This is a genomic window from Sphingobium sp. B7D2B (assembly GCF_025961895.1).
GTDB lineage: Bacteria > Pseudomonadota > Alphaproteobacteria > Sphingomonadales > Sphingomonadaceae > Sphingobium.
The window spans coordinates 1,912,805-1,928,817 of the sequence record NZ_JAOQOM010000001.1 but is presented as its reverse complement, the minus strand read 5'-3'; the positions used below and the strand labels follow the sequence as shown (position 1 = coordinate 1,928,817).

Sequence of the window (16,013 nt, the reverse complement as noted above, 5' to 3'; positions counted from 1 at the left end):
TTCGACCGCCGGGCACATCATTAACGGATCAGAACTTGAACCGGGCACCGATGCGGTAGGAACGGCCAACCACGTCATACAGCACGTTGTTGGTCGGACCGAAGCTGGACGGCGCGTCCACCGGCGGATCCTTGTCGAACAGATTGTTGATCGCGCCGAAGATCTCCATCTTCTGGTCGCCACGGTTCCAGACCGCGACGCTGCCGTTCAGGTTCACATAGGTCCACGGTGCGATGTAGTTGTCGTTGACGCTGTTATCGAGGTTCGGGTCATAGCCATATTGGCCAGGCCCGATCAGCGAGTTGTTGTAGGTGCCGCTGGAGATGTGACGGACCTGCACCTGCAGCGTGGCAGGCTCCGCATTGAACGTCACATAGCCGTTGATGATGTAGCGCGGCATGCCCGACGGCTGCGAAACCGGCGAGCCGTTCATGCCGGCACGATCGACCGTACCGCTGGCCGAGTTGGTGATCAGATCGTCGATGATCGTCGCCATGCCGCGCAGCGAGATACTGCCCCCGAACAGGTTGACCGGCAGCGTGTAAGCGGCCTCGATGTCCCAACCGCGCGTGATCAAGCTACCCAGGTTCACGTTCGTGTTCACGATCGACTGGATATCACCGAAACGACGCCCCGGAGCGACCGGACCGCGGGTAATGAGGCTGCAATATTCCTGGATGCCATCGCGCTCGCAACCATCGACGATGACCTGCGCACCTAGCTGCGACACAGCCTTATCAAGCTTGATGTCGAAGTAATCGATCGAGAAGCGCAGGCGACCGGCACTGCCCAGATCGGGCTGCAGGACGACGCCGACCGTGAAGGTATCGGCTTCTTCCGGCACCAGCGTGGAATCGCCGCCGAGCAGCACGGAGGTGAGCACCTGACCGCCTTCGCTCGGGCGAACGTTCTGGAAGCTGGTTTGCAGCGGCCCGAACAGCTCGAAGAGGTTGGGCGCACGAATGTCGCGCGAGCGCGTCGCGCGCACACGCAGCCAGTCAAGCGGCGAAGCCTCGACACCGACCTTCCAGGTCATGACATCGCCGCTGGTCGAGTAGTCCGTGTAACGCAGCGCGCCGTTCAGATAGACGCCCGGCGCGACGGGAACGTCGAGTTCGCCGAAGGCCTCGAAGACATCGACCTTGCCGTCGATCGGCGCGCCCGGGCCCGTGTAGAACTGCAGCGCCCGCGAGATCGCATCGGCATTGCCGCGCGCGATATCCTGGCGCAGCTCGACACCCGTTGCGGCCTTGATCGGACCGGCCCAGCCCTGGAACAGCGTGCCGTTCATCGATGCGGCAACGACGTTCTGGGTGATCCGCGTGTCCTGCTCCACCGTGCCATGCGTCCACGCCTTGGCGGCGGCCGAGAAGTTGTTCTCACCGAACGGGTTCAGCGGAACGCAGCCAGCAGCCGCCGGGTTGCCCTGCAGGGTTGCGCGGCACACGATGTTGCCGTTGGCAGGACCGCCGTTGAATTCGCCCTGATCGACGGCGTCGATGGCAAACTGCAGGCGCGGCGTGATCGAGGTGTTGTAGCCGCGCTGCCAGTAGTCGGTGCGGCCGAACTGGTAATAAGCATCGAATTTCCAGTCGCCCCACATTTCGGCATTGATACCCACGACCGCGCGGTAGGTGTCGCGCTTCACGGTCGAACGCTGCGGCCCGAGGTCGTTCCACACGCGACCCATGTTGAAGGACGGCAGGCCGACGCTCGCCATGGTGGCTGCGACCGAATCCGGCAGGAAGGCGTTGTCGGCGCGGATCACCAGCGAACCCAGGTCGCGACGCTGCGCCCCGATGGTGGAGCCATTGACGCGGCTGTAGGAGCCCTCGGCGAACAACTCGACGCCGTCAGCCACTTCGAACTTCAGATGGGTGAAGCCATTGAGGCGCTCGACGGGCGCGGCGATCGGGAAGTTTTCGTAGAAAGCCTGACGCGCATCGCCACCACCGCTCTGGAAGATCGGCACGCCGTAATAGGTGCCATAATCATGCGGCACGAGCGTGCCGTCCGGGCGAAATTCCATGCCGCGCAGACCCGACGCATTGAAGGCTGCCGCGTTCGCAGCCGGCCCAGAGACGATGAGACCATTATAGGACGCCGTCGCCGTGCGCGTATTCGGCAGGATCAGCGTGGCGGGCAGCCCCGCGCCAACGCGGCCCAGACTCCGATTGGCGGGGTTAACGAGCGGATTGGCGACTGTGTTGTAAGCCAGCGAGCACCAGTCGCGCGAATAGCAGCCATCGGTGCCCTTATTATCGGAATACTCGACGCCCGCGATGATGTGGCCGCGACCACCGGCAAAGCCCATGCCGCCGGCCAGCGCGAACTGATATTCCTTGCCGTCACCCGCATCGTTGATGCCGTACTGCGCCGAGCCCTTGAGGCCGGTCAGGTTGGTGTCGAGAATGACGTTGACGACGCCCGCGACGGCGTCCGAGCCGTAAGCGGCCGAGGCACCCCCGGTCACCACGTCGACGCGCTCGACCAGCGAGGTCGGGATGATGTTGAGGTCAACCGCGCCGGCATTGGCGAAGGAGCTGCCCTGCACGGTCGAGGCCACCACGCGGCGGCCATTGATGAGCACGAGCGTGCGGTTGGCGCCGAGGCCGCGCAAGTCGGCGGTGGAGGCGCCGATGTTGTTGGCGAAGATCGCGTTGGTGCTCGGCGTCGCCTGCGGACGGAAGGACGGCAGCTCGTTCAGCACCTGCGCGACGTTAACGGCGGCTTGGCGCGCGATCTGCTCACCGCCGACGACGGAGACGGGCGTGGGCTGATCGAAGCCGGTGCGGGCGATGCGCGAGCCGGTGACGATGATCGCCTCGCCAGCCTCATCATCCTGCGGCTGCGCGGCGTCCTGGGCGAAAGCGGGCGTGGCGACAAAAGCCATGCCGAGCGCGAGAGCGCTCAGGCTGGCACCGGCACCGGCCCTCAAAACGCGCGAACGGGTAATGAATGGGGACATGGACAATCTCCTCTCCTGATCAGGCACTAGGCACAAGCATTGCCGAACGACGCGCGCGCAAAGACAATGCCCGCACCGTTCGACATGCTGGAAAAACAACGATGACGGACTATCAAGGGAGAATTGATCCCTCAACACCTTTAGCGCGAGTTAACTGCCTCATTGGCGAGGTGTGACATATCCGTCACAAAACCGGTGCTTTGCGTTGAAAAAGTCCACTCGGATGGGGTTTTCTGAGCACCAGACCCCCCAGCGAGGTCAGGGAGCGAGGGGAATCGTCTCCGCCTCGGCGAGGATCAGGAGGAAGTCCTCCCTGGTGTCGGTCCAAACCTGGCGGGGGGTCCAGCCACCGGCTGAAAGCAGAGCGCGGGCGGACTGTTCAGTATATTTGTGGCTGTTCTCTGTATGGATGGTTTCACCATCGCGCATGAAGAACAGGCGGTCCTCGACCTGAAACGCGACGTCCCGCTGCGCCTCAAGATGCATTTCGATCCGGCTCGCCGCAGGATTCCAGCGGGCGACATGGCGGAAATCGTCCACCGGAATGTCGGCGCCCAGCTCGCGGTTGATCCGGTGCAGGAGATTGAGGTTGAATCGCGCGGTCACGCCTTGCGCGTCGTCATAAGCCGCGATCAGGCGATCGATTGGCTTCACCCGGTCGATGCCGATGAGCAACCACGAGCCATGGCCGAGTGTGTCGCGCATCGAGCGCAAGAGGTCCGTCGCGGCGAAGGGCGCGAGATTGCCGATGGTGGAGCCCGGAAAGAAGCCGAGCATGGCACTGCCCCGCAGCGCGGAGGGCAGCGCCACGGTCTTGGTGAAGTCGGCTTCGACCGGATAGATTGGTAGATCCGGCAGCAATTGCGCGAGATCGGCATTGGACTGGAGGAGAAATTCCCCGGAAATATCGATGGGCACATAAGCAGTAGGGCTGACCTGCCGCAACAAATGCGGGGTCTTGAGCGAACTGCCGGAGCCGAACTCCACAACGACCCGCCCCTCCCCGATCAGGCCTGCGACATCGCCGCAATGGGCCTTGAGCAAGCCGACTTCCGTGCGGGTCGGGTAATATTCGGGCAGCCGCGTGATATCCTCGAACAGTTCCGAGCCGACAAGATCGTAAAACCAGCGCGCCGGGATGGCCTTTTGCCGTTGCGAAAGCCCCGACAGGACGTCCTCGCAAAATGCACTGGTGCCTTCATCCGGTGCGCAGCTGTCCAGCAGATCGAGTTTGGGCATCGTCGCCATGGTCAGCAGTCCTTTGCGAGCCGCAGTCCGGTGAACTGCCAGCGCTGATGGGGGTGAAAGAAATTCCGGTACGAGGCGCGCATATGGCCGCGCGGCGTGGCGCAACTCCCGCCCTTCAGAACGAACTGGCTGCTCATGAACTTGCCATTATACTCGCCGACCGCGCCCTCTGCGGTGCGAAAGCCGGGATAGGGTCGATAGGCCGAACCGGTCCATTCCCAGACATTGCCGAACAGCGAGAGAAGGCCTGGCCCGTCTTCCGGGCATCGCGGCGCGACCGGTCCCGGCCGGTCAAGCTGGATACCAGCGTGAGGATCGGCACCCTGCGCCGCCGCTTCCAGTTCCTGCTCGGTGGGCAGGCGCGCGCCGGACCAGCTCGCAAAGGCATCGGCCTCGTAGAAGCTGATATGCGTGACGGGATCGGCATCATCCACGGCCTGCCAGCCCGAAAGACTGAACTGCTCCCAGGCGCCATCCGACTCCCGCCAGTACAGCGGATGGCCGATCCTCTCACGATTGAGCCAGTCCCAGCCGTCGGACAGCCACAGGGATGCCGTGCGATAACCGCCATCCTCCATAAACGCGCGCCACTCGCCATTGCTGACCGGTCGATTGGCGAGCGCATGGGGCGCGAGATAATGGGGATGACGCGGCTGCTCATTGTCGAAGGCGAAGGTGCCAGCGCCATCTGCATGACCGATCTCGACAAGGCCGCTCGGCCGCTCGATCCAACGCACGGCCGGCGCCTCGCTATGTCCTCGCGGTTGTGCTGGCCACAGGGCGACATCGAGCGGGTTGCACGAAAACAGATGCTTGAGATCGGTCAGCATCAGTTCCTGATGCTGCTGCTCATGATGGAGGCCGAGGGTGAGCAAGTCCGGGCAAACCGCCGCGAGCCGAGGCATCGCGTTCAGGACCGCCTCGTCGACCCGCGCCCGATAATCGCGGATTTCCGCAAGCGTCGGGCGAGTGAGCAGGCCGCGGTGCGGACGCGGGTGTCGCGGCCCCTCCGCTTCATAATAGCTGTTGAAGAGATAGGCCCAGCGATCGTCATGCGCGACATAGCCGGGCACATGGTCGCGCAGCAGGAAGGTTTCGAAAAACCAGGTCGTATGGGCGAGGTGCCACTTGGCGGGCGACGCATCGGGCATCGACTGCACCGTCGCGTCGGCATCGCTCAGCGGCGCCGCCAGATCGACAGAAAGCGAGCGGACAGATTGGAAGCGGTCAGCCAGGTCTGCAGAACATGCCTCGGCGACCTGCGCGCGGCTCGCCATCTCAGGGATTCATGTCCGCAATCGGCTTCCCGTCCTGCTCCTCTTCGAACAGCAGGGCCGCTGCTCCGGTTGCGGACAAGCGCACCTTGTCGCCCTCCACCTCTGCGACGAGCCCGCCCGACAGATAATGGTGGTGCTTGCCATGCGAACCGCTGTCCGCGCGCGTCATCTTGATCCGGTCGCCCTCGACATGGTCGACCGTGCCGATATGCACGCCATCCGCGCCGATGATGGACATATGCTCTTTGACGTTGCTGAGATCGGCCACAATTGCCTCCACGCTTGATCGGGAACCCGATAGCCTAACGCGCAAGGCCAATATTGGATGCAGTCCGATCCGAGCGAATCTTGGGCTCAGACGTAGCGCAACCCGGCGTCCATGATCCGCTGGCGCAGATCGAACACGTCGAGGCTGAACTCTCCGGCTGCAAGGCGCGTGCGCTTGCCAGCCTCGTTCGCCTCCCGTGCCGGAGATGCTTCCAGCACTTTAGCCGCATTGGCGCGGGGGACGACGCACACGCCATCATCATCAGCCACGATGACATCGCCCGGATTGACCAGCGCATTGGCGCAGACGACCGGAATATTGACGCTGCCCAGCGTGTTCTTGACCGTGCCCTGCGCGTAGACCGCCTTGGACCAGACCGGGAAGTTCATCTCAGTAAGGTCGCGCACGTCACGCACGCCGGCATCGATGATAAGACCGCGACAGCCGCGCGCCTGCGCCGAGGTCGCCAGCAGATCGCCGAAATAGCCATCCTCGCAGGGGCTGGTCGGCGCCAGCAGCAGCACATCGCCGGCCTTCAACTGCTCGATGGCGACATGCACCATCCAATTATCGCCCGGGGGCGCGCTGATCGTCACCGCACTGCCCGCGATCCGCGCGCCGGCGTAGATCGGCCGCATGTAGCTCGCCAGCAAGCCCGTGCGCCCTTGCGCCTCATGAACCGTCGCAACACCGCATGCCGCCAGACCGTCAATCACCTCAGGATCAGCACGCTCGATATTCTGTACGACCACACCCATGATTGCTCCTGCCCCTTTTAGCTTGCGATGATTGTTTTGGTCTCCAGAAACTCTTCCAGTCCCCAGACACCATATTGCCGGCCATTGCCGGACCTTCTGTATCCCCCGAACGGCGCCGCCGCCGTCCATGGCGGAAAGTTGATCGACACATAACCGGCCCGCACACGGGCTGCGACGGCCCGCGCCGACGCGGGATCGGCCGACTGCACATAGGCGGCGAGGCCGAAGTCGGTGGCATTGGCGATTTCGATGGCCTCGTCAACATTGCGATAGGTGAGGATGCACAGGACCGGGCCGAAGACCTCCTGCGTGGCGATGGCGGCATCCGGTGCGACCGGACCGAAGATGGTTGGCCTGGCGTAATAGCCGGTCGGCAGATGGGCGGGTCGTCCGAGACCCCCGGTCAATAGGGACTGGCCTTCATCGATCGCCTGCTGGATCAGGCCCTGAACGCGATCGAACTGCGCCGCGTTCATCAGCGGGCCGAAGCTTGTTGCGGGATCATCAGGCGGCCCCACGACAAGGCCCTGCGCGGCGGCCACGGCAAGCGCGGCAACCTCCTCGAACCGGTCGGCCGGGACGATCAGCCGGGTCGGCGCGGCGCAGACTTGCCCTGCCACCATCATGCACGCCGCCACGCTGCGCGGGACGACCGCCGCAAAATCAGCTTCCGGCAGCAGGATATTGGCGCCCTTCCCGCCCAATTCCTGATGCACCCGCTTGATCGTCGGTGCGGCCGCCGCCGCGACCGCCGCGCCGCCCGCCACCGATCCGGTGATCGAGATCATGTCTACATCGGGATGCGCGGCGAGGCGCTGCCCGCAATCCGCGCCGCGACCGTTGACGAGATTGAACAGGCCGGGCGGCAGGTCCGCCTGTGCCATCGCCTCCGCGAGCAGGCCGCCGCACAATGGCGCATGTTCGCTCGGCTTGACAATCACCGTGCATCCCGCAGCGATCGCCGGCACGGCCTTGCACAGCATCTGGTTGACCGGCGCATTCCAGCTGGTGATTGCCACCACCACGCCAATCGGTTCCCGCACGATCTCGAAGCCGCCGGGCATCGTCCGGGCGAAGGGATAGCGCGCGAGAATCTCGGTCATGCTATCGAAATGCGCCCGGCACATCATGCTCTGCCCCTGCGCGACCATGCGCGTCAGGCCGATCTCCCGCATGAGGTGATCCTCAAACGCGGGTGCCAGCACATCGAAGGCGCCGCGCATCCGGGCGAGCACGTCCAGCCTTTCCGCGATGCTGCTCTGCGACCATGAGGCGAACGCTTGCCGGGCTGCTGCGACGGCTCGATCTGCGTCGACCGCATCGCCGAGCGCCGCGCGCCCGAGCAGCGTTCCATCCGCCGGAGACCGAACCTCGACGATGTCCCGGCCGTGCGGTTCGACCCATGCGCCGCCGATGAAGAGACGATCCTGATACAGCGGAGCATTCAAAGTCGTGACACCTTGGCGTGAGGATTGTATAGCACGAGAATATACTATTTCAGAGAGGCGCCGGTGCCGCAATCGGAAAGCGCAGATTATATCATCATCGGCGCGGGGTCGGCGGGATGCGTCCTCGCCAACCGCCTGTCGGCCGCGCCGGAAAACCGGGTTCTTCTGCTGGAGGCGGGCGGGCACGATCGCCACCCGCTGATCCGCATGCCCTTCGCTTTCATGAAGCTGCAGTTCATGCCGTCCCTGACCTGGCCCTATTGGAGCGAGCCGGAACCGGGGCTGGATGGCCGGCGCCTGTGGCTGCCGCGCGGCAAGGTGTTGGGCGGCACCTCCTCGATCAACGGCATGGTCTACGCGCGCGGCCATCCAGCAGACTATGATGAATGGTCGGCACTCGGCGCCACCGGCTGGAGTTGGGACGAGGTGCTCCCCTATTTCCGCCGCTCCGAACGGAGCTGGCGCGGCGACAGCGCGGATCATGGCGTCGACGGGCCGCTGACGGTCAGCCCGGTCGAGACGACTGGGCCTTTGCATGATGCGGTGATGCAGACCGCGCGCGCCCTTGGCCATCCAATTCTCGACGATCAGCATGGGCCAAATAGCGGGCACGGCTTTGCACCGCCCGAGGTAACGGTGGACAAAGGCCGCCGCGCCAGCAGTTCGCGGCAGTTCCTGCACCCCGTCGCGCACCGGCCCAATCTGGCCATTCGGACCGGCTGCACGGTCACCCGGATCGTCATCCAGGCCGGGCGCGCGGTGGGCGTCGAGATCATCGACAAAGGCCGGCCGACTTTGCTGCGCGCGCGCCGCGAGGTCATATTGTGCGCGGGCACCTACAACTCGCCGCAATTGCTGATGCTCTCGGGGATCGGCCCGGCGGACGACTTACGCGCGCTCAGCATCGATGTCGTGGCCGACTTGCCCGGCGTTGGCCGCAATCTTCAGGAGCATCCCCTCACCGGCATTGGCTACACGCTGACCGAGCCCATCGGCTTCGAGAGCAATTTGCGCTTCGACCGGCTGCTGTTGAACGTGGGACGCTTTTTCCTCGGCCTGGGGAACCGGGCGACGCAATTGCCGGTCACCGCCTTTGGCTTCATGCCGACCAAGCCCGGCCTGGCGCGGCCGGATATCAAGGCCAATATCTACCCCACCCGGCTCGATGCCCGCGTCTGGTTTCCCGGTATCCGCAAGGGCGCCGGCCATGCCATGAGCGCGTTCGCCGTGTTGCTGAGGCCTGAAAGCCGGGGCAGCGTGCGCCTGCGCTCGCGCAACCCGGGGGACGCGCCCGAGATCCGGATCAACATGTATGAGGACGAACGGGATCTGGTGACGATGCGCCGGGCGGTGCGCATGTTGCGGGAGTTCTTTGCCACCGCGCCGCTGCGCGATCTTGCCGGAGGCGAGATCATGCCCGGCGATCGCGTGCAGAGCGATGCGGAGATCGACGCCTATAATCGCCGCAGCAGCGTGCTCGCCCATCATGCCTCCTCGACCTGCGCCATGGGCGCCGATGAGCAGGCTGTGGTCGACCCGGCCTTGCGGGTCCGGGGCATTGAGGGCCTGCGCGTGGCCGACGCCTCTGTCATGCCGCGCATCGTCGGCGGCAATACCAATGCGCCGGTGATCATGATCGCGGAAAAGGCCGCCGACCTGATCCTGGGCATCGCGCCGCCACAATCCGGTTGAGCCGACACTCCCACGGCAATCGATTGCATTTTTACTGGCCCTCCCCGCCTCGCTTCGCTACCCCTCCCACCCATCGACCCGCTGGATGCGAGACTCGCCGCAGCCGCACGAGGATGAGGAGGCTTTGAAATGAAGAGATTTTTGATCGCCGGCGCCGCCATGCTGGCCATGGGGACCGCGCTCGCTGCGCCCGCTCAGGCAGAACTGAAAGTCGGCGCCGCCAAGGTCGACTGGACCCCGGCCGCCAAGAGTCTGAAAGAACCCTATACCGGCGTTCTCGACCCCATTTACGTGCGCGCGATCGCGCTGGAGAGCAATGGCGAGCGCGCCGCGCTCGTGACGGTGGATGTGGGCGCGATCCCGACGGACCTGTGGAGCGGCGTCACCGCTCGACTGAGCAGCGACCTCGGCATTGCGCCGGAGCGCGTCATGCTCACCGCGACCCACACCCACAGCGTGCCCTGGGGTCCGCACCCCAAGCTGGAGGACCAGATCGTCCAGGCCGTGCGCGAAGCGGTCGGCAAGATGCAGCCGGGCAAGGTCGCCTTCGGCGAAGGCAAGTCCTACATCAACGTGAACCGCAACATCATCGACCCGGACAACCGCCGTTGGTGGGAAGGCCCCAATGTCGATGGCCCGTCCGACAAGACGGTGGCCGTGCTGCGCTTCGAGAATGCGGCCGGCAAGCCGGTCGCCGTATATTATAACTACGCCGTCCATGCCGTGCTGACCGGCAATCTCGATCTGGTGAGCGGCGATCTGCCCGGCGCCGCCTCCCGCTATATCGAAAATGCGATGGGCGATGATGTGGTGGCCGTATGGTCCGAGGGTGCTGCGGGCGATCAGAACCCCATCTTCTTCCAGCAGACCTACGATCTGCGCGCCATCCGCATCGCCGATTATGCCAAGCGCGGCGAAGACATCAGCAATGCCATGCCGCCCGGCGGTGTCGGCATGGACCGCAAGAACCCGCAGGTCGCCAAGCTCATGGAGCAGCAAAAGCAGATGGCCCAGTCCATGGGCCAGATGCTGGGCGAGGAAGTGCTGCAGACCATCCGCCTGCGCCTCGAACGGCCCGAGAAGGTGAACGGCATCGCCGGCGCCAGCAAGACCTTGGTGTGCCCCGGTCGCGAGCGCACCGACAAGGGCCGCGCAGGCTATGCCGGCACCTATGTCGATGCGGCCGACATCCCCATTCACCTCAGCATGCTGAAGATCGGCGATGTCTTCATCGGCGGCGTGAATGGCGAGGTGTTCAACCCCATCGCGACCAGCTTCAAGGCGCAGGCGCCCTCGCGCCGCACGATGATGGCGACACTGACCAACGGCTTTGGCCCATCGGGCTACATCCCGAACGATGCGGCTTTTGGCCAATATACCTTCGAGGTGGTGTCCTCGCGCCTGAAGCCGGGTTGCGCGGAAAGCGGCATCGTCAACGGCCTGCTCGATCTGGTCGAGCAGACTGACGCCGCCAAGTAAAGCCAAGGGGGCTACGGCCCCCTTCCCGCTCCCGCTCGCTCAATCCTCTTCGCACTTGCAGACCGGCCCGGCGCGCGTCGCGCTGGGCCGGGGTGCGGTCGTCGCGAATTCGACTGGGACCAGACGGCCATCGCGGTTTGCATCGGCGCCCGCGAACCGGGTCGATGTCGCCACGGCCCACTCCTCGAACGAGAGGAGGTTGTTGCCGTCCTTGTCCAGCTTGCGGAACGCGCTCGTTCGGCTTGCCATCATCTCCAGGCGCGTCACCACACCGTCGCGATTGCGATCATAGCGGTCGAAGCGCTTTTGCTCGCGCGTCCGCGCGGTGGCTTCCGGGACGTCGGGCGGCGGCGCCCCGCGTGCGTTGGGATCGCCTGGCGCGGGTAAAGGCGGCGCTTCGGCGCGCAGGCCGCCATTGGCGACGCGCGGCTGCATGTCCGCATCCACGGCGGACTGCCACCAGAACAGCCCCGCCGCGACGAACAGCAGCGCGGAAAGTACACCGGCAAAGAATCGCCCCATCGCAGGCCCCCTGCAGGGAGATTAACCGCGCAGGGCGGCGATCAGCAAGCGGCTGTACTGGCGGGGCGTGAAGCCGCGCGATGGCAACCGTGCGGCGCGAACATCCGGCATGGCGACAGCGGCGAGCAAACGCAGGGGGCGCGGCAGGCTGCGGGCTGATCGTGCATCCCGAGGCAGAAAATCCGAGGCAAGTGCGAGGCTCCGACGCGCAAGAGCCTCCTCGCTGGCGTGACCGGCCAGATCCCACGAAGCCCAGAGCGCGCCCAGCCGATTAGCCGCCTCGCTCTCTCCTCCAGCCAGCAGCGCAAACAGCCCACCGCCCCGAGCAAGCGCATAGTCCCGCAAATCCTCGTCGCTGAGCGGATCGGGCGAGGCAAGCACGCGCCATCCGTCGATCAGCCGTTCTGCCGCCGCGCTGGCGCCAGCGTCCGCTTGCTGGCGCCAGGCATCGACCAGAGGCTCGCCGCGCCCCTTGGCATCATCCCGTTCCACCAACACGGCATCCCACCAGGCAAGGCGAATGGCGGCGATGGTCGGATCGGCCCGCCGACGGATCAGCTCGGCTAACCGGGCGTCCAATTGCCAGCACAACGCATGCCATGAGCGCTCCCCAGCAAGCGTGTGCGCGAGCAACAGGCGCTGCAACGGGGCGGGCTCGTGATCGGCATCGAGCGCGGTAGGCGGCGCATTCACCAACGATCAACCAACCGAATTAGGCATTTGTCCACCACTTCTGAATAAGGCGAGGATCGGGCCGGTGGCGGTGCAATCGTTCGCCGGATGGGTGGCTTCAAGGGCAGTGAGGACAGGAATGCGCAACCGGGCAGGCGCAAGCTTCATGACCAGGCTTGGCCGCGACGTGCGCGGCAACGTCATCGCGATCTCGGCAGCGGCGCTCATTCCGCTGGCGGGGCTGATTGGCGGCGGCGTGGACATGAGCCGTCTCTACCTCACAAAGACGCGACTGCAACAGGCTTGTGACGCCGGCGTGCTGGCCGGCCGGCGCGCGATGGGCGGGGGAAGTTGGACAACGGAAGGCCCCACCAGCACGCGAGGACGCGCGCTCGAATTGTTCAACGCCAATTTCACGGATGGTGCTTATGGCGCGACCCTGCTGAACAATGATTTTTCGGTGGATGACGGCGAGGTCAGCGGCTTCGCGGACGTCTCCGTGCCCATGACCATCATGCGCATCTTCGGAATCACGGAGCGGACCATGCACGTCACCTGCACCGCCAAGATGGAAATTCCGAATACCGACGTGATGTTCGTGCTGGACGTGACGGGATCGATGAATTGCGCTACCGGCGCCGGCTCCTGCCCCAACGGTAATAACAATAACGTTCCGGCGAGCAACGCAAAGCTTTACGGTCTTAAAAGCGCGGTCAAGTGCTTCTATGAAGCGTTGCTACGGGTGAATACTGCGGAAGTATGCGGAAACGACCCGACCGCCACTAGTTATACTGGTACTGCCCAAGTCAGAATAGGATTTATGCCCTATTCGGTAAACGTAAACGTAGGCAAGTTGCTTCATAACGACTGGATTGCCGATACGTGGGACTACCAGTCCCGCGTTGGCGTCAATAATAGAGTCTACACCTGGGAGGCCGGTTCTGAGACTTTCTCGAACTGGAGCGCTTGGTCGAATCCACCGAGCGGTCTAAACAACTCAAGCAGCTACACGGGATGGCAAAACATCTCCGGGAGTGGCTCCGTGACAATAAACAATACTAGCTACAACAAGACGGTATCTAACAAGAACTATACGACGTGTCCTCAATTGAACAATAATGGTGGCGTTCTGACTTACACTGACAGTGGAAATGTGCAGGCGGCAACGAACGAATCGCCCCCCGTTTACTCCGACCCACAACAGACAATCACCTACTCGGAGAACGACGTCCACACGGTCAGAGGATATAAATATACGTGGACGAACAATAGTTGCCGCCTGCAGCAGAGTAGCACTCGCACCTATACATTAACGCGCAATCAAACCTCGACTCGTCCGATCACATGGACAGCGCGGGACCGCGCCAGCTGGACCTATAAAAAACTCCAGTTTAGCACGGCGGCCCTGAAGGCTGGCGGCTGGACGTGGAATAACAGTTTGTCGCTACCTGTTGGCAACTCGGATGTGCAGGCAAAGCTCTCCGGCTCGAACGAGACGATCACCGTCTCGAAGAGAGTCGACATGGATGTGGTGTGGGACGGGTGCATCGAAGAGCGGAAGACTGTCCCGAACAGTGACGGCAATCCAACCGACGAATGGAGCCCGATCCCCAGTGATGCGTTGGACATGAACATCGATCTCGTGCCCGATGCAACGACGGGTTCGCACTGGGGCCCAATGCTGCGCGACGCAGTATGGGGGCGGTACACCGGAACCTCCACGCGAACGATGGCGGACGTGCCAACGTTCGAAAATCTCGATCGCAATAACAGCTATTATTGCACGACCGAAGCCAAGAAACTCCAGACTTGGTATACGCCGTCCGGATTCGAGACCTACGTCAACTCGCTGGCCGCGATCGGCAACACATATCACGACATTGGGTTGATATGGGGCGCCCGCTTCATCTCCCCTACTGGGATCTTCGCCGACGAAAACAAGGAGACGCCCACCGGCGGCGCCATCCAGCGGCACATCATCTTCATGACCGACGGCGCCACGATGACCGACAACACGAATTATACGGCCTATGGGATTCCTTGGTATGAACGGCGCCAAACTACCTATTCTCCGAACAGCACGCAGCTCAATAACATCGTTAATAGCCGACTCGTCGCCCTGTGCACCGCCATCCGTAACCGCAATATCACCCTGTGGGTCGTCTCCTACGGGGGCGGTGTCGATAAAACCACGGAAACGCGGCTGGAAAGCTGTGCCACGCCTAAAAAATACTTCAAGGCGGACGATACGCCCACGTTGATCAGCAATTTCAAGCAGATCGCCTCGGAAATCGCCGATTTAAGGTTGACCCACTGAGATGAGGCGCGCGCCTCATATCTTCGGCGCACACGCCCTGCCTGTCCTGCGTCAGTTCTCGCAGGCGCAGGACGGCGTGACGATCATCGAGTTCGCGCTCATTCTGCCGGGCTTCCTCATCATGCTGCTGGGCGCGCTGGATGTTGGCCACACGCTCTACATGCAGAGCGTGGTGCAGGGCGCCGTGCAGAAGGCCGCGCGGGACGGCACGCTGGAGACATCCGCGGGCACCAACGCGACCTCGCGCGATGCGATCGACGCCGTCGTGGAAAGCCAGATCAAGCAGTTGCACAATGACGCGGAGGTTTCGGTCCAGCGGCGCTTTTATCGCAGCTTCTCGCAAGCCTCCGCTGCCCAGGCCGAGCCCTTTACGGACAGTGCCAGCGGCCCCAACAAGAATGGCGTTTGTGACGGCGGCGAGCCGTTTGTGGATAACAATAACAACGGCGTTTGGGATGCCGACGGTGGCAATGCCATCAACGCCGCGGGCGCGCGTGACAATGTCGTGTTTACCGTAACGGTGTCCTATCCGCGCCTTTTTCCGATCGACAGACTGATCGGCGGGCATGGGATCACACATGTCGTGGCCAGGACTGTGCTTTCCAACCAGCCTTATGGCGACCAGGGCAGTGATGGCGAGCCCACCGTGCGGAATTGCTTATGAACGGTACGACGGCTCGCCTTCGTCCCCGGCGCAAGGGAGCGCCCCATGGCTTCCTCGCGCGTTTGATCCGCGCTCACAGAGGAGTCGCCGCCGTCGAGTTCGCGCTCACGGCCCCGCTTATTCTCGGCTTATTCCTGGCCGGCGCCGAGCTTACCAATTTTGCGATTACGCGGATGCGGGTGAGCCAAATCGCGCTGCATGTCGCCGACAATGCCTCGCGCATCGGCACCAATCAGCTAAACGCGCCACCACTAATCAGCGAATCGCAGATCAACGATCTACTGATCGGCGCCAACATGCAGTCCGGCTCGCTGGATCTCGCCACCAATGGGCGGATCATCATTTCAAGCCTGGAACCGGTCGCCAATCCCAATCCCGAACCAAAAAAATTCCGCATCCACTGGCAGCGCTGCTTCGGCGCCAAGAACTGGGCCTCGACCCATGGCGTGCAGGGCGACACCGATCTGCCGGCGATGGGTGAAACCGGCAAGCAGGTGACGGCGCCTGATGGCGGCGCGGTCATCTTCGTAGAAGTAGCCTATGACTATACGCCGCTCATTTCGGCGAGCATCGTGCCAACGACCGTCATCGTCGATACCGCCGCCATGACCGTGCGCGACGACCGCGACTACGACGGCAATGGCGGAACGGGCGTCGCCAATAACGAGAATGTTGCGGCCTCGACCTGCAGCAGCTGAGG

The 16,013-nt window shown here is 63.6% G+C and carries 13 protein-coding genes; 5 read left to right on the top strand and 8 right to left on the bottom strand.

Translation table 11 applies throughout. The features are described from left to right. Positions 1-28: 28 nt before the first annotated feature. The 6 genes from M2341_RS08775 to M2341_RS08750 all read right to left on the bottom strand — a co-directional run bounded on the left by M2341_RS08775 (position 29) and on the right by M2341_RS08750 (position 7,967). Positions 29-2,968 carry a TonB-dependent receptor domain-containing protein gene (locus M2341_RS08775; RefSeq protein WP_264584969.1) on the bottom strand — a complete coding sequence of 980 codons (2,940 nt, stop codon included), beginning with the start codon at positions 2,966-2,968 and terminating at the stop codon, positions 29-31. Between the two features lie 258 nt (positions 2,969-3,226). Continuing rightward, positions 3,227-4,216 (bottom strand): L-histidine N(alpha)-methyltransferase, encoded by a 990-nt coding sequence (egtD, locus tag M2341_RS08770; protein WP_264584968.1) that lies wholly within the window; start codon positions 4,214-4,216, stop codon positions 3,227-3,229. Positions 4,217-4,218: 2 nt separating this feature from the next. Further along, positions 4,219-5,493, bottom strand: a complete 1,275-nt coding sequence (gene egtB, locus M2341_RS08765; RefSeq protein WP_264584967.1) for an ergothioneine biosynthesis protein EgtB — start codon at positions 5,491-5,493, stop codon at positions 4,219-4,221. Between the two features lies 1 nt (position 5,494). Next, complete coding sequence (locus M2341_RS08760; RefSeq protein WP_181559551.1) at positions 5,495-5,761, bottom strand: DUF2171 domain-containing protein; 267 nt, start codon at positions 5,759-5,761, stop codon at positions 5,495-5,497. An 86-nt stretch (positions 5,762-5,847) separates the two neighbouring features. Next, positions 5,848-6,522, bottom strand: a complete 675-nt coding sequence (gene ligK / locus M2341_RS08755) for a 4-carboxy-4-hydroxy-2-oxoadipate aldolase/oxaloacetate decarboxylase (RefSeq protein ID WP_319801065.1) — start codon at positions 6,520-6,522, stop codon at positions 5,848-5,850. Positions 6,523-6,536: 14 nt separating this feature from the next. After that, positions 6,537-7,967, bottom strand: a complete 1,431-nt coding sequence (locus tag M2341_RS08750) for an aldehyde dehydrogenase family protein (RefSeq protein WP_264584965.1) — start codon at positions 7,965-7,967, stop codon at positions 6,537-6,539. Between the two features lie 63 nt (positions 7,968-8,030). Here M2341_RS08750 and M2341_RS08745 point away from each other — a divergent pair, with 63 nt between their 5' ends. Both M2341_RS08745 and M2341_RS08740 read left to right on the top strand, forming a co-directional pair. Further along, positions 8,031-9,659, top strand: a complete 1,629-nt coding sequence (locus M2341_RS08745; RefSeq protein WP_264584964.1) for a GMC family oxidoreductase — start codon at positions 8,031-8,033, stop codon at positions 9,657-9,659. A 129-nt stretch (positions 9,660-9,788) separates the two neighbouring features. Further along, entirely contained in the window at positions 9,789-11,138 is a 1,350-nt protein-coding gene (locus tag M2341_RS08740) for a neutral/alkaline non-lysosomal ceramidase N-terminal domain-containing protein (protein WP_264584963.1), read from the top strand. Between the two features lie 39 nt (positions 11,139-11,177). Here the strand turns inward: M2341_RS08740 and M2341_RS08735 are convergent, their stop codons facing one another. Continuing rightward, positions 11,178-11,660 carry an EF-hand domain-containing protein gene (locus M2341_RS08735; RefSeq protein ID WP_264584962.1) on the bottom strand — a complete coding sequence of 161 codons (483 nt, stop codon included), beginning with the start codon at positions 11,658-11,660 and terminating at the stop codon, positions 11,178-11,180. A gap of 21 nt (positions 11,661-11,681) precedes the next feature. After that, entirely contained in the window at positions 11,682-12,353 is a 672-nt protein-coding gene (locus M2341_RS08730) for a hypothetical protein (RefSeq protein WP_264584961.1), read from the bottom strand. Between the two features lie 145 nt (positions 12,354-12,498). Between M2341_RS08730 and M2341_RS08725 the strand changes: the two genes are divergently transcribed. The 3 genes from M2341_RS08725 to M2341_RS08715 are packed head-to-tail and all read left to right on the top strand — an operon-like array spanning position 12,499 to position 16,011. Next, on the top strand, positions 12,499-14,649 hold the full coding sequence (locus M2341_RS08725; RefSeq protein ID WP_264584960.1) for a pilus assembly protein TadG-related protein: 2,151 nt from the start codon (positions 12,499-12,501) through the stop codon (positions 14,647-14,649). Position 14,650: 1 nt separating this feature from the next. After that, on the top strand, positions 14,651-15,313 hold the full coding sequence (locus M2341_RS08720) for a TadE/TadG family type IV pilus assembly protein (RefSeq protein ID WP_264575888.1): 663 nt from the start codon (positions 14,651-14,653) through the stop codon (positions 15,311-15,313). Continuing rightward, complete coding sequence (locus M2341_RS08715) at positions 15,310-16,011, top strand: TadE/TadG family type IV pilus assembly protein (protein WP_264584959.1); 702 nt, start codon at positions 15,310-15,312, stop codon at positions 16,009-16,011. The genes M2341_RS08720 and M2341_RS08715 overlap by 4 nt, the downstream gene beginning before the upstream one ends. Positions 16,012-16,013 lie beyond the last annotated feature (2 nt).

Coding starts and splice junctions, on each gene's coding strand:
- M2341_RS08775 (WP_264584969.1), bottom strand. CDS start 2,968: ATGTCCCCATTCATTACCCGTTCGCGCGTTTTGAGGGCCGGTGCCGGT.
- egtD (WP_264584968.1), bottom strand. CDS start 4,216: ATGGCGACGATGCCCAAACTCGATCTGCTGGACAGCTGCGCACCGGAT.
- egtB (WP_264584967.1), bottom strand. CDS start 5,493: ATGGCGAGCCGCGCGCAGGTCGCCGAGGCATGTTCTGCAGACCTGGCT.
- M2341_RS08740 (WP_264584963.1), top strand. CDS start 9,789: ATGAAGAGATTTTTGATCGCCGGCGCCGCCATGCTGGCCATGGGGACC.
- M2341_RS08735 (WP_264584962.1), bottom strand. CDS start 11,660: ATGGGGCGATTCTTTGCCGGTGTACTTTCCGCGCTGCTGTTCGTCGCG.
- M2341_RS08725 (WP_264584960.1), top strand. CDS start 12,499: ATGACCAGGCTTGGCCGCGACGTGCGCGGCAACGTCATCGCGATCTCG.
- M2341_RS08720 (WP_264575888.1), top strand. CDS start 14,651: ATGAGGCGCGCGCCTCATATCTTCGGCGCACACGCCCTGCCTGTCCTG.
- M2341_RS08715 (WP_264584959.1), top strand. CDS start 15,310: ATGAACGGTACGACGGCTCGCCTTCGTCCCCGGCGCAAGGGAGCGCCC.